The organism is Bradyrhizobium sp. (assembly GCF_049798375.1).
GTDB lineage: Bacteria > Pseudomonadota > Alphaproteobacteria > Rhizobiales > Xanthobacteraceae > Bradyrhizobium.
This window is the reverse complement of the sequence record NZ_JBARGP010000278.1, coordinates 1-14,341: the sequence shown is the minus strand read 5'-3', so window position 1 is coordinate 14,341 and position 14,341 is coordinate 1. Positions and strand designations below refer to the sequence as shown.

The 14,341-nt window shown below is 64.0% G+C and carries 12 protein-coding genes; 2 read left to right on the top strand and 10 right to left on the bottom strand.

Going from position 1 to position 14,341, the window contains the following annotated elements:
* The 5 genes from pstS to WA702_RS12020 form a co-directional block, all read right to left on the bottom strand.
* The coding region (pstS, locus tag WA702_RS12040) for a phosphate ABC transporter substrate-binding protein PstS (protein WP_425110746.1) at positions 1–682 on the bottom strand (682 nt) is incomplete at its 3' end.
* Positions 683–822: 140 nt separating this feature from the next.
* Entirely contained in the window at positions 823–2,130 is a 1,308-nt protein-coding gene (locus tag WA702_RS12035) for an ATP-binding protein (protein ID WP_425110745.1), read from the bottom strand.
* A 28-nt stretch (positions 2,131–2,158) separates the two neighbouring features.
* On the bottom strand, positions 2,159–3,229 hold the full coding sequence (locus WA702_RS12030; RefSeq protein ID WP_425110744.1) for a UPF0104 family protein: 1,071 nt from the start codon (positions 3,227–3,229) through the stop codon (positions 2,159–2,161).
* A gap of 824 nt (positions 3,230–4,053) precedes the next feature.
* The gene (locus WA702_RS12025) at positions 4,054–4,359 is read right to left on the bottom strand and encodes a hypothetical protein (RefSeq protein ID WP_425110743.1); all 306 of its coding nucleotides are present in this window, start codon (positions 4,357–4,359) and stop codon (positions 4,054–4,056) included.
* 5 nt (positions 4,360–4,364) lie between these two features.
* On the bottom strand, positions 4,365–5,759 hold the full coding sequence (locus WA702_RS12020) for an OmpA family protein (protein ID WP_425110742.1): 1,395 nt from the start codon (positions 5,757–5,759) through the stop codon (positions 4,365–4,367).
* 163 nt (positions 5,760–5,922) lie between these two features.
* Here WA702_RS12020 and WA702_RS12015 point away from each other — a divergent pair, with 163 nt between their 5' ends.
* On the top strand, positions 5,923–6,981 hold the full coding sequence (locus WA702_RS12015; protein ID WP_425110741.1) for a polysaccharide deacetylase family protein: 1,059 nt from the start codon (positions 5,923–5,925) through the stop codon (positions 6,979–6,981).
* Positions 6,982–6,997: 16 nt separating this feature from the next.
* Here the strand turns inward: WA702_RS12015 and WA702_RS12010 are convergent, their stop codons facing one another.
* A complete protein-coding gene (locus WA702_RS12010) occupies positions 6,998–7,726 on the bottom strand; it encodes a sulfite exporter TauE/SafE family protein (RefSeq protein ID WP_425110740.1) in 729 nt (242 codons plus the stop codon).
* Positions 7,727–8,023: 297 nt separating this feature from the next.
* Between WA702_RS12010 and WA702_RS12005 the strand changes: the two genes are divergently transcribed.
* Positions 8,024–8,830 (top strand): SDR family oxidoreductase, encoded by an 807-nt coding sequence (locus tag WA702_RS12005; RefSeq protein ID WP_425110739.1) that lies wholly within the window; start codon positions 8,024–8,026, stop codon positions 8,828–8,830.
* Between the two features lie 194 nt (positions 8,831–9,024).
* On the opposite strand, the gene boxB is transcribed toward WA702_RS12005, so the two are convergent.
* The 4 genes from boxB to WA702_RS11985 all read right to left on the bottom strand — a co-directional run.
* A complete protein-coding gene (boxB, locus tag WA702_RS12000) occupies positions 9,025–10,476 on the bottom strand; it encodes a benzoyl-CoA 2,3-epoxidase subunit BoxB (RefSeq protein ID WP_425110738.1) in 1,452 nt (483 codons plus the stop codon).
* Positions 10,477–10,488: 12 nt separating this feature from the next.
* Positions 10,489–12,177, bottom strand: coding sequence for a 2,3-epoxybenzoyl-CoA dihydrolase (gene boxC / locus WA702_RS11995; protein ID WP_425110737.1), 1,689 nt, complete (start codon positions 12,175–12,177; stop codon positions 10,489–10,491).
* Between the two features lie 96 nt (positions 12,178–12,273).
* A complete protein-coding gene (locus tag WA702_RS11990; protein ID WP_425110736.1) occupies positions 12,274–13,074 on the bottom strand; it encodes an alpha/beta fold hydrolase in 801 nt (266 codons plus the stop codon).
* A 331-nt stretch (positions 13,075–13,405) separates the two neighbouring features.
* The coding region (locus tag WA702_RS11985) for a benzoate-CoA ligase family protein (RefSeq protein ID WP_425110735.1) at positions 13,406–14,341 on the bottom strand (936 nt) is incomplete at its 5' end.

Below are 14,341 nucleotides of genomic sequence, written 5' to 3'. Positions count from 1 at the left end.
CGGTGTAGGTCAGCTTGTTCTGCTTGGCATAGGCGTACTCGACATAGCCGATCGAGTTCTTGGTCTGACCGACATTGGCGGCCACGCCTTCGTTGCCCTTGGCGCCGACGCCGACCGGCCACTCGACAGCGGTGCCCTCACCGACCTTGCTCTTCCAGTCGGCGTTGACCTTGGACAGGTAGTTGGTGAAGTTGAAGGTGGTGCCGGAACCGTCCGCACGGTGCACGACAGCGATCGCAGCCGACGGCAGCGTGACCTTCGGGTTGAGCTTCTTGATCGCGGCATCGTCCCACTTGGTGATCTTGCCGGCGAAGATGTCGGCCAGGGTCGCGCCGTCGAAGGTCAGATCGCCCGACTTGACGCCATCGATGTTCACGACCGGAACGATCGCGCCCATGATCATCGGCCACTGCGCCAGACCGTCCTTCTCGAGCTGGTCGGACTTCAGCGGCGCGTCGGTCGCACCGAAGGTCACGGTCTTGGCCTGGATCTGCTTGATGCCGGCGCCCGAACCGATCGACTGATAGTTCACGCCATTACCGGTGTCCTTCTTGTAGGCATCAGCCCATTTGGCGAGGACCGGATAGATGAAGCTGGAACCGGCTCCGTTGATGTCGGCGGCGTAGGCCGACGTCGATGCGGCAACCAGGCCGGCAGCGACGATTGCTTTGACGAAATTCATTACGGGTCTCCATCAGGGAACGAAGCACCAATTGCGCCCGATCGCGCTCCCCATCGCCCCTTTAAGAGGCGTCGTTGCCGCTTTTATAAAGGTTGGATGACGGTTGGATGACACGCTCAAGCTTTTAAAAATGCTTGAGTTTATTTCGCGATCCCGGGTTTTTGCTGGGGAAAGCAGGCGGTGAAGGCCGCCCCGTTCTTGGGCACGCTCTCGATCAGCAGGCGGCCGCGGTGACGATTGATGATATGCTTCACCAGCGACAACCCAAGGCCGGTGCCGCCCTGCATCCGGCTGTCGCCAACGTCGACGCGGTAGAAGCGCTCGGTCAGCCGCGGCAGGTGCTCCGGGGCAATGCCGGGCCCGAAATCCCGCACCTTGACCCGGATTTCCGGGGCACCCTCGCCCGAGACGGCCGCGGCCAACGAGACGATCACCCGGCCGCCCGAGGCGCCGTATTTGAGTGCGTTCTCGATCAAATTCTCGAACAGCCGCAGCAGCTCCTCGCGGTCGCCGGCGATCATGACCGCGGTCTCCGGCAGGTCGATCTCGACCTCGACTTGCCGCTCGCGCGCCAGTGGTTCCAGCCCGTCGGCGACTTGGCGGATGATCGGAATCAGGTCGATCGAGGTGTCGGGCCGGACATGGGCTGACAGTTCAACGCGGGACAGCGACAGCAGGTCGTCAATCAGCCGCGCCATACGGGTGGCCTGGGCGTGCATGATGCCGAGAAAGCGCTCGCGCGCCTTGGCATCGTCCTTGGCCGGGCCCTGCAGGGTGTCGATGAAGCCGGACAGCGCCGCCAAGGGCGTGCGCAGCTCGTGGCTAGCATTGGCGACGAAATCGGCCCGCATCTCTTCGACCCGGCGCAGCGGGGTCAGGTCGTGGAACGTCATCAGCATGCATTTGTCGGTGCCGCCGAAGGTCGTCGGAACCGGAACCGGGGTGATAACGAGCTCCATCCAGCGATCGACCGGGACGTGATCAAGATAGGTGGCGCGGCGCGGCTCGGTGGTGGCGATCGCCTCCCGCAGCGCAGTGATGATTTCAGGCGACCGCAGCGCGAACTGTGCCAGCTCGTTCTTGCGCAGGGCCGGCGCCAGCTGTGAGGCGGCAATGTTGAGATGGATGACGCGACCGGCGCGGTCGAGCAGCACTGCCGGATCCGGCATGCCGGCCACCAGCGCACTGACCGCCGGCGCCTCCACCGGATTGGCGCGGCGGACGTCCTCGCGCGCGACTGCCGCACTGTGCAGCCGCCAGGGAACCAGAGCCGCCGCCGCAATGCACAAAAACGCCGCGAACGCGCGGAACGGCAGCAGTTGATCGAACAGGACCAGCAGGCCAAGCACCAGCGCCGCCGCGAGCAGGATGATGGCGGAATGACGCAACCGGTCGGGCCACGGGGCGAACAGGGTGGAGGACGCGGTCGTGGGAGTGTGAATTGCCATCGGACCTGTCTCTTCTCCGCCGTCCTGTTCAGCCGGCGGGATCGCCACGCTCCCTCACATAAGCGGCCTCGGCAGGCCGCCCGGGATCAAGTCGCCCCGGATCGAGACTGAGCGCGGCCTGACGCAACCGCTTCGACCGGGCGCTGATGATAACCTCCCGAAACGTCAATAAGATTACAGAGATGACGAAGGGGACCAGATAGTACAACAATCGGAACAGCAGCATGCCGGCGAGCAGTTCCTCGCGGTCCATCTGCCAGAGGCCGATCAGCATGGCCGCGTCGAACACGCCGAGACCGCCCGGCGAATGGCTGGCGAAGCCGAGCAGCGTCGCCGAGACGAAGATGACGGCGATTACGACGAAGCCGAGATTAGGCTCGTCCGGCACCAGCACGTACATCGCCAATGCGCAGAAGCCGAGATCGACGATGCCGATCAGAATCTGCAGCAGGGTCAGCGAGCCGCCGGGCAGCACCACGGTCCACGGACCGCGGCCGACCACACGCGGCTGGGTCGAGACCCACACCACATAGGCAATCAGCGCGACGAGTATCCCGATCGCCATAGTGCGGTTGAGCCAGGGCGGCAACTGGTCGATCGCCGACGCCGCCTCAGGATGGTAGGTGATCCCGAGCCCGAGCACGGCGGCATTGCCGAGCCAGAAGGTCAGGCCGGCGAGAAAGCAGATCTTGGCGACATCGATCGCGTTGAGACCATGCGCCGAATAGACGCGATAGCGCACTGCGCCACCGGTGAAGACGCTGGCGCCGACATTGTGGCCGATCGAGTAGCTGGTGAAGGCGGCGAGCGCGTTGACGCGATAGGGAATCTGCTTCTGGCCAATCGCGCGCACGGCGAACAGGTCGTAGAAGGTGAGCGTGAAATAGCCCGCGGCTACAGCCAACGCGGCCAGTACAATCTGATGCGTCTCAGTGCCCTCGATCGCGCGGAGTACCTTGTCGACCTTGATGCTGCTGAGCTTGTGATAGAGCATATAGCATGCGATCGCGATGACCCCGACGCTGATGACGGCTCCGAGCCGGTGCAACACCTGCTTCTGGCGCAGGAACGTGGCCGCTCCGCGGATGGCTTCAAGCATCTACACCTCTACCCATGATCCGGCCGGCACCCTCGAGGACAGGGAGAGCCGATGACGCCGTCACGCCATTTCATCAATGTAACGACCTCGTAGCGCGTTTCGAGCCATCGTGGAACTCGCCACGGGTGAAAAAACGTACAGATGCGAAAGACTTAGGAGCCATTCGAGAAGCAGGATGCACCGTTTTGCCGCCGCGCTTGACGCGTCTGCCCGACCACCCTGCGCACGGCAAGTTAAACTTCTATGAGGGGAGCGGAAAGCGGGGTTTTTCCGGGAGACCGACGTCATTTGCGACCGCAGGAGCTGCCATCTCCGGTTCTGACCAAGCGCACGACAGGCGCGCCGCCCGCAGCTCATGCCTAGACAATAATCGCGGCCCGCGCGTTTGCCAGACGCTTAAAATGGTCAATAATCCGTGTGCCTCGGCCTATCATCGCGCGAACTCATTTCTGCATGCAAAGGTGCTGTTCAAGCACCCTGGAGCAACAGCTCGTCCCCTGACGGGTGACGGTGGTTAGGGTCGCGGCGTCCGCCGGGACGACACTGCTCTTGCTGAGGCAAGGTGTGTCATCATCACCGCCGTCGTCCCGGCGCAAGCGAACTCGCGGCAACGCGAAGCGTTGTCCGCTGCGAGCGCAACCGGCATCCATCGCCACCATCGGTGCTGCCAAGCACGCTCGAACCCATTTTTATGAAAACAGCTCGTAGTTCAGCGCCCACGCGCGATATGTGGAGATCGATCTCTTCGAGGCGGCGAAGGCGAGCGCCAGCGACATGGTGTCGCACCGGATGGCGCGCTAAAATCCGGATCTTTCAGCCGAAACTCACCCCAAGGCTTTGGCGCGCATGCTGCGGAACACGACCCAGGCGCGCAGCCAGGACCCCACGGCGCAGCCGGCCAGATAGGGCACGAACATCACAAGCAGCAGCTCGAGCCAATAGCCGGCACGGCCGGGGATCAGATTGGTCAGCGCGGCGGCGACCAGCAGCACTGCCAGGGCCGACAGCAGCCACATCCACAATCGCGGCACGCCGGGCGCGCGGTGGACCACCGCCACCCACCCCATCGCGAAGCCCAGCGCCAGCGCGCCCAGCAGCCAGCCCCAGTGGAACGTGATCAGAAATGCCATTGCGATCACCTTACCAGAAACTCGATGCGCCGGTTCTGGGCGCGGCCATCGCTGGTGTCGTTGGAGGCGAGCGGCTGGGTCGAGCCAAAGCCGGCCGCCGTGAAGCGGTTCGCCGACAGTCCGGCCTGGACGAGAAAATTGATCACGGCCTGCGCGCGCTTCTCCGACAGGGCTTGGTTTGCCACCTCCTCGCCCGCGGCGTCGGTATGGCCGGCGACCTCGATATTGGCGGTTGGACAGCGCATCGCGATCTCGACCAGACGATCGAGTAAGCCAGCCGAGTCGCGGTCGATATCGGCGCGGCCGGTCTCGAAGCGGATGGTGCCCTTGCTCAGGAGATCGGTGAACAATTGCTGGCAGACGGTCGGATCGACCGGCCCGGCCTGCGGCTTCACCGAGATTTCAGCCTTGACCTGCCAGCCCGGCGGCACCTCCTTCGGCAGGGTGGCGCGGATTTGCGCGGCCGCCGCATCATAAAGCGCGTCGCCGGACAGCTTGATCTCGCGATCGGAGACCAGAAGCGTCCCGGTGGACAGCCGCGACAGTGCGCCGAGCGCCGGCACCACGGCATTGACGAAGCCCGAGGGTGCGCCGATCGAGTTCTTGAGATTGTCGACCACTTTCTCGTCGAAGAATTTGCGCGACGAGGTGCCGGCGATCACGGCATGGATGTTGTCGTCGGGCACGTTGCCGGACAGCGCCATGGTGACGGCGACCGGATCCTTATAGGCCTGCAGGATGTAGGGCGGTGCGTGGACCTCGTTGCCGGCGACCTTGAAGCCCTCGGGCAGCTTCTTCAGCGCCGTCGCGATCGCCTCGCGACCGCCGAGCTCACGCGCCATGCCCGACAGCGTGATGTCGCCATCCGAGATGGTGAATTTGCCATCCTTCAGCTTGCCGATCTGGCCGATCAGGAGCAGCGCGGCTTCCTCGAAGTGCGGCGGAGCGCCGCGTGCCAGCGCCATCTGGTCGGCCACTTCGGTGCCATTCAAGGCGGTGCGTGCAGCCTCGACCAGCTTGCTCTTCAAGGCCGGCAGCGGCGCGTTGCCGCCGAGTGTCACCCTGACGACGTCGCGTTCGGCTGACCAGGCGAACGGCTTGGCCTCGGGCGCCAGGCGGGTCTCATCATCAACCAGCCGCACGCCGGGCACGGCCGCAACCGCCGCGACCGCGCTACTGCGGCCGGACTGCGAAAAGGCTTCGGCACGAACGGTGACGTCGCGTCCATCGACGATGACATTGGTCTTGTCGAGCACGGCGTCCTTGAGTGCGGCAGAACTGCGGCCGGCGAGATCGTTTTCCAGAGGCGCGGTGCTGCTCCAGGCGGCCAATCCCCACAACACGAGCAACGGGATGACTCCCGGCCACCATTTGCCGCTCCACCTGAAAAGTCCACGCATTCGTCATCCCGTTTAGTCCAGGAAGCAGAGAGAAAACAAACCCTTGCGGACCTGTCAAACCGGAAATGGACGGTTTCGCAGAGTTGGGGCGATCGCCGGGATAACAGTTTCTTCAACGATTCCGCGGTAATCTTCTACACCCTAACCGGGCCGTCATTTCGAGATGAAGCGCTTTCGCCAGACATTTATCCGCGCCGGTCTCGACGCGCTCTATTTCAGCGGCGCGCATCTCTGGCTGCGACCGATCTTCGCCGGGCTGGGCGGCATCTTCATGCTGCACCATGTGCGGCCGCGCCGCGACGGCAGCTTCCAGCCCAACGCCCATCTCGAGGTGACGCCGGATTTCCTGCGCGAGATGCTGATGCATCTGCGCGCGCACGACATCGAGATCATCGGGATCGACGAACTGCAGCGGCGGCTGCGCGAGCGCGACACCGGCCACCGCTTCGCCTGCTTTACCTTCGACGACGGCTATCGGGACAACAGAGATTTCGCGCTTCCTGTGATGCGCGAATTCGGCGCGCCGTTCACGATCTACGTCACCAGCGAATTCGCCGAAGGCAGCGGGCGGCTGTGGTGGATCGCGCTGGAGCAGGTGGTCGCGCGCGCTGATCGGATCGAGGTCGAGATCGGCGGCGTGCCGACGCGGCTCGACACTGGCAGCGCTGCAGGCAAATGCGCCGCGTTTCGGCGGCTGCAAGACTGGCTGCGCGCGCTGCCCGGCGAGCATGATCTGAGGCGGGAGATGAGCGTGCTGTGCGCCCGTCATGGCGTCGACGAGGCCGCGATCGCATCCGATCTTTGCCTGTCCTGGCACGAGTGGCGGGGTTTGGACTCCGAGAAGCTGATCACGGTTGGCGCGCATACGCTGAGCCATTGCAATCTCGCCAAGCAGAGCGAGGCGTTGGCACGTAGCGAGATGGCCGACAGCCGCAGCCGGATCGAGGCCGAGTTGCAGCGGCCGGTCCAGCACATGGCCTATCCCTATGGCGACCGCTCAGCGGCCGCCGCCCGCGAATTCGCGCTCGCAGCCGCCGCCGGCTTCAAGACCGCCGTCACCACCCGCCCCGGCATGATCTTCCCTGAGAATGCCGCACATCCGACCGCGCTGCCGCGCGTCTCGCTCAACGGCTACTACCAGGACGCGCGCGTGCTGCCGGTGCTGACCTCGGGCGCCGCGACCGCGATGTGGAACGGCTTCCGTCGCGTCGATGCGGCGTGAGGCGCGTGCAATAATTTCAGAGCAGCAGCAACGCGCCCGACAGCATCAGGACCGTCAGGATGATGCGCCGGAACACGGCTTCGTTGACGCGCCGGAAGGCGAGGATGCCGAGGCCGGTGCCGGCCAGCAATGCCGGAATAGACAGCGCGAAATCGAGCGCGACCTTCGCCGTCAGATCGTGCCGCATCAGCATCAGCGCCAGCGCGAAGATCTGCATCGCGGCAATGAAGGGCTGCACCATCGCGCGCTGCTCGCTCTTCGGCATGCCATGCAGGTCGCACCAGATGGTCGGCACCGCGCCCGGCATCGCCGTCAGCCCGCCGATCAGGCCGCCGCCAAAGCCGACCAGCGCCCCAACGCCTTGCCTCGCCTCCTGAACGACGCGCATACCAGGCCGGAACAGCATGTAGGCCGCATAAATGGCGACGATGAGCCCAAACCCTTCGCGAAACGCGTGGGTATCGGCCGTGTGCAGCAGCCAAAGCGCAATCGGAATGCCGAGCAGGCCGCCGATCACCAGTACCAGGCTCTGCCGCCACTGGATATTCTTGCGCATCGCCCACAGGCTCGTGGCCTGCACGCCGACGCTGCAGGACATCATCAGCGGCACCGCCTCGATCGGCTGCAGCATATGCAGCAGGATGCCGCCGGCCACGGCCGAGAAGGCAAAGCCGGCAAGACCGGAAACAAAGGCGCCGGAGAACACGGCTGCGCTGAGCAGCAGGAATGATCCGAGATCTATCATGGGAAAAATCCGTTTGAAATATCTGCGGGCTGAAAGGCCCTCGCGCCGGTGATGCAGAGGTGGACGCGCGTCATGCACCGACACGCGGCCGGGCATCTGTGTGACGCGTCACGTCGTCGGCAAGCGTGCCATCACGGATGCGAGAACGCGTCCCTCCAACGGAGGAGGCGCGCGCTTTCGCCAATAATTAGTCGCCAGAGATTTTTCCGCGCGGGCATCCTCCGCTCGGAGGAGGCGCGCCTTGACTTGTGTGCGACCGCCTCTCAGAACGAACGGATCAAGGGAGAGGAAAAGCGCATGAAGGATCTGTTTTCGCTGAAGGGCCGCGTCGCCTTGGTGACCGGCGGCTCGCGCGGCATTGGCAAGATGATTGCGGCGGGATTTTTGGCGCAGGGCGCAGCGCGAGTCTACATCACGGCGCGGAAAGCGCAGGCGTGCGAGGAGACCGCGAAGCAACTGACCGCAGAGCATGACGGCGAATGCATCGCGCTGCCGATCGATATTTCCACGATGGCCGGCATCGACATGCTCGCCGCCGAGATCGCGAAGCGCGAGCCGAAGCTCGACATCCTGGTCAACAACGCCGGCGCGGCCTGGGGTGCCGACTTCGACGAATTTCCGGAGAGCGGCTGGGACAAGGTGATGAACCTCAACCTCAAGACGCCGTTTTTCCTCACCAAGGCGCTGGCCGAACTGTTGCGCGCCGCCGGAACCACGGCGCAGCCGGCCAAGGTGATCAACATCGCCTCGATCGATGGCATCTTCGTCAATCCGCTGGAGACCTATTCCTACGCGGCGAGCAAATCCGGCCTGATCCATCTGACGCGGCGGATGGCTGCGAAACTGATCAGCGACGACATCGTGGTCACCGCGATCGCGCCGGGTCCGTTCCAGTCCGACATGAACAAGGCCGCGCGCGATCACGCCGACGAAGTCGCAACCCGCGTGCCGGCCGGTCGCATCGGCACCGAAGAGGATATGGCGGGCACCGCGATCTATCTGGCCTCGCGCGCCGGTGACTACGTGGTCGGCGCCACCATCGCGGTCGACGGCGGCATCGTCTATGCCAATCCGGGGATCAAGGGCTCAGGGTGGGATAGCTGACGGCGCATTGAGCGCGATGGCGTCTCCACACCCTCACATGTCATCCCCCGCGCAGGCGGGGGAGCCAGTACGCCGTGCCCTTTGTGATTGGCGCGGCGTGTCAAACAACTAGTCTAACGCTGGTGTTTACTGGATCATCTGCCTTCGCGGATGACGACAGCTTTGTTGTTGCAGCAGCGGCGCGTCGCTTCAGCTTACGACTCGATCTTCACATACTCGAAATCGCCGGGCTTGTTGTCGATGCCGATTTTGGGCGCCGAGATCCAGCCGGCGAACTGGCCGATCTCGGTGACGGGCTGCATCAGCGATGCGATGAAGTCGCCGTCGGCCTTGGACGGCAGCCAGTCGTCGCGGCGCTTGGCCCAGGTTGCGTCGTCGATCAACAGGCCGTCCGGCGTCGCGTGCACATCCCTGAACTCGCCGATGGCGCGGTGGAAGGCGGTGTGCGGCAGCTTGAGTTCGAAGTCGTAGCCCGCGGTCGAGATCACCTTGTTCCAGCGCAGCATGCCCTTGACGCAATCCTGCGAGTAGTCGTCGCGCAGGCGCATGTTGAGCGCGGTCAGCGCCGGCTCGTCGACCCGCTTGATCTCGCCGTCGATTAGCTTGAGCACCGGGTAGGTCGAATTCTTCAGCTGATGATCGTCCTCGATCTGAGTCTCGTGATAGCGGCCCTTGATGCCGGTATTGAAGGCATTCGCCGCATTGGTCGAAACCTCCGAGCCGAACAGATCGAGCGACAGCGTGTAGTGCAGGTTCAGCTTCTTCTGGATCGTCGGCAGGTCGATGACGCCGAGCGCGCGCACCTTGTTGATATCGGTGGGATCGTCGATGCCGGCTTCGCGCATCGCATCAACGGTCCGTTGAATGACGCGCGTAATGCCGGTCTCGCCGACGAACATGTGGTGCGCTTCCTCGGTCAGCATGAAGCGGCAGGTGCGCGACAGCGGATCGAAGCCGGACTGCGCCAGCGAATGCAGCTGCATCTTGCCGTCGCGGTCGGTGAAATAGGTGAACATGAAGAACGACAGCCAGTCCGGCGTCGCCTCGTTGAAGGCACCCAGCATGCGCGGCGAGTCCTCATCGCCCGAGCGACGGCGCAACAGATCGTCGGCCTCCTCGCGGCCGTCGCGGCCGAAATATTTCTGCAGCAGGTAGACCATCGCCCAGAGATGGCGGCCTTCCTCGACATTGACCTGGAATAAATTGCGCATGTCGTAGAGCGAGGGCGCGGTCTTGCCGAGATGGCGCTGCTGCTCGACCGAGGCCGGCTCGGTGTCGCCCTGGATCACGATCAGGCGGCGCATCAGCGCGCGATATTCGCCGGGCACTTCCTGCCACGCCGACTCGCCATAATGCTCGCCGAACGGGATCTTGCGGTTCTCCTCCTGCGGCGCAAGCAGAATGCCCCAGCGATAGTCCGGCATTTTCACATAATCGAACTTGGCCCAGCCGCGCGGATCGACCGAATAGGCCGTGCGCAAATAGACCATCGCCTGCTGGAAGCCCTCCGGCCCCATGTCGTTCCACCAATCGACATAGCCGGGATGCCAGCCTTCGAGGGCTTTGAGGACCTGCCTGTCCTCGTCCAGATTCACGTTGTTCGGAATCTTGGTCGAGTAGTCGACATTCATGATGTTCATGTTCATGGCTAGTCCTCCTCAGACTCGCGTCATATCAAAGCGCGGCTTCTGGCCGGTGCCGTAGCGCCGCAGCGCGCCGTCCTCGCCGACCGCGTTGGGTCGCTGGAAGATCCAGTTCTGCCAAGCCGTGAGCCGGGCGAAGATCTTCGATTCCATGGTCTCCGGTCCAACAAAGCGCAGATTCGCTTCCATGCCGGTGAGGCTGTCAGGCGAGAAGCTGGCGCGCTCTTCCATGAACACGCGCACCTCGTCGTCCCAATCGATGTCGTCGAGCGCGAAGGTGACGAGGCCAAGCTCCTCGGCCTCCTCGGCCTCGATGGTCTCGCCGAGTTTGTTGCGAACGCGGTCGAGGTCGGAGGCGTCGGCCTGGAAGCGCGATTCCAGCCGGGTCAGGCCGTGGCTCATCGGATATGGCCCGAAATTCATCGCCGACAATTCGATCGCGGGCGCCGGGCGGTTGTCACCCTGGATGGTGCCGATCAGCATGTAGGAGCGGTCGGCGGCGAACACGAGCTCGGCAAGCGTGCCGGCAAAGCAGGAGCCGGGCTCGACCAAGGTCACCAGGGTGCGCGAGGTGACGTCGATGCGCTTCAGCACGCGCTTCCAGTAATGCCTGATCTCATTGACCAGCCAATGCGCCTTGTTGGCCTCGAGGAAGGCGTCATGGCTCAACACATGGGCGCCCTGGCCATGCGACTTGAACACCAGCAGCGCGATGTCTGTTGCGTTGATGCGTAGATGCAGGATCGCGTCGTCGAGCTCGCGCGCCGTCTGTAACGGCCAGAACGACGCGCCCTGCGCCATCATGCCGTCGATGTCGGCGGGCGCGCCGACCTCGGGCGCCGCAATCGAGATGGTGGCGATGCGGGTCGCACGGTCGATGTCGACATTGACGAAACGATAGCGCACGGTGCTCGCGTCGATGCTGCGCGACAACGGCGCAAGCGCGATGCCGTGGCCTGCGGCCTTGCGCGGCGAGGCAGACGCGAATTCCTTGGCGCGCTGGGCGACCTTGGCGTCGACCTTGCTGTTCGGTGCGATCTCGTCGACCAGGCGCCATGCGAGAGCGCGCTTGCCCTTGATGCCTTCCTCCGTGGTGCAGAAGAAGTCGGCGTGATCGCGCCGCACCTTGCGCTTGTCGACCACGCGCGTCAGCCCGCCGGTACCCGGCAGCACCGCCAGCAGCGGCACTTCCGGTAGCGACACCGAGCTTGAGCCGTCATCGGCAAGGATGATGTGATCGGTGGCGAGCGCCAGCTCATAGCCGCCGCCGGCCGCGGTGCCGTTCACCACCGTGATGAAGCGCTGGCCACTATTCTCGCTGGAATCCTCAAACCCGTTGCGGGTCTCGTTGGTGAATTTGCAGAAGTTGACCTTGTGGGCGTGGGTGGCGCCGGCGAGCATGCGGATGTTGGCGCCGGCGCAGAACACTTTGTTCTTGCCCGAGCGCAGCACCACGACCTTGACCTCCGGATGCTCGAAGCGCAGCCGCTGCACGGCGTCCGCGAGCTCGATATCGACGCCGAGATCATAGGAATTGAGCTTGAGCTGGTAGCCTTCGAACAGGCCGCCATTCTCGTCGACGTCCATGGTCAGGGTCGCGACATCACCGTCGACCGCGAGCTTCCAGTGCCGGTAGCGCGATGGATCGGTCTGGAAGTCGATGAAGGTCTTGCCACCCGCGAGCACGCGGTCTTCGCCGGCCATGGGCCACCCTTGAGCTAAACTGTTCGTGGTTTACATGCACAATAATTCATGTTTCCGGATGCGTCCACCCTACAACACGAAAATGTGCACTTTGTTTCATGTTGTGACGGCCAGCGGCAGGACGGCACCGGCGAAATCGGCAATCACTTTCAAGGTCACTTCTGCCGCCTCGCGGTGCGGCGAATGGCCCACACCCGGAAGCATCGTCACCTCGACCGGGCAGTAGCATTCGTTCTGGATGATCTCGACTTGGCGCGCCGTGCCGTACTGGTCGGCGGCGCCCTGGATCACCGCGACGGGGACGCGGATATAGGCCAGCGCATCGCTGATGTCCCAGGCGCGGAATTTCGGATCGAGCCAGGCGCCGTTCCAGCCGTAGAACGCGTTGTCGGCATCCTTGTGCCAGCGCGCGAGTTTTGTCCGAAGCTCCGTGGTCTCGTAGGCGATCTTGATGTCGGCGATGGACGCGACCGAGACATCCTCGACGATGACATGCGGCGCGATCAGAACGACGCCGTTGAGCCGATGATCCTGATGGCCGCCGGCATAGAGCGCTGCGATCGAGGCGCCGTCGGAATGGCCGACCAGAATGCCGTCGCGGAAGCCGATCGCGTCGAGCAGCTTCGGCAGCACGTCGCGCGCCTCGCGCTGCATGTAGTCGAGCGGCCGCGGCAACGTCACAGGCGAGGAGGCGCCATAGCCCGCACGCGAATAGGCGAAGACGGACGCGCCGGTGGCGGCTTGCAGCCTGTCGGGAAAATCGCCCCACAGACCGACGCTGCCGAGCCCTTCATGCAGCATCACGATGCACGGCCCATCCGACGGCTGCGGCCCGATCAGGCGATATTCGAGTTCGGCGCCGTCGATGGCGAGGAAGCCGGAGGGAGCGAGCGTCATGCGGACCTCCGCGCGCGCAGCCGGATTAGCGGCGCACTCTCACTCCTTGCTCCGTCGTTCCCTCCCCCCTTGTGGGGGAGGGCTAGGGAGGGGGGTGAGCCACACGCGCCGGAGTTCGCGGCACCCCCCTCTCTATCTCTCCCCCACAAGGGGGGAGAGAACCAAGGGGAAGTCGCAGCGATACTTTGCTTTATAACGACAATCATAATCTCGCCTCTGCTCGTCACTCGAGGCGACGCGCCAGCGTCGAACCCGGAATCTCGAGCGGCTTAGATAATCTTAAGATTCCGGGCTCGTTCGCTTTCGCAAGCGCCCCGGAATGACGACACAACTAATGCCCCGCCCCTTCGCGCAGCTTGAAGCGCTGGATCTTACCGGTCGCGGTTTTCGGCAAGCTGTCCACCACCTCGATCCAGCGCGGATATTTCCACGGCCCGATCTTCTGCTTGACGTGCTCCTTGAGCGCTTCATGCAGATCGAGCTTGTCGGCCGCCGGACGCAGCACCACGAAGGCCTTCGGCTTCAACAGCCCTTCCGCGTCGGCTTCCGGCACCACGGCTGCTTCCGCGACCGAGGGATGCGTGATCAGCGCGCTCTCGACCTCGAATGGCGACACCCAGATGCCGGACACCTTGAACATGTCGTCGGAGCGGCCGCAGATGGTATAGCGACCGTCGGTGTCGCGGATGTATTTGTCGCCGGTGCGGGTCCAATAGCCTTCGAAGGTGGCGCGGCTCTTGTGGCGCTGATTCCAGTAGCCATCGCCGGCCGAGGGCGCGTGCACCACCATCTCGCCGATCTCGCCGTCGGCGACATCCTGGCCGGCTTCATTGACGAGCCGCACCTGATAGCCCGGCACCGGCCGCCCAGAGCAACCGTATTTGATGTCGCCCGGCGCGTTCGACAGGAAGATGTGCAGCAGCTCGGTGGAGCCGACGCCGTCAAGAATGTCGACACCGAAGCGTGCGCGCCAGGCATTGCCGACCGATTCCGGCAGCCCTTCGCCGGCGGAGGTGCAGATGCGCAACCGCGTGCCAGCACGCTCGTCCTTCGTCGTGTCATCGTTCAGCATCGCCGCGAACAGGGTCGGCACGCCGTAGAAGATGGTCGGATTGTAGCGGTTCAACAGCTTGAACATGGTGGCCGGCGTCGGCCGCTCCGCGTTCAACACCGTGGTGGCGCCGACCGACAACGGAAACGTCAGCGCGTTGCCGAGCCCATAGGCAAAGAACAGTTTGGCCGCCGACAGGCAGACATCATCCTCGCG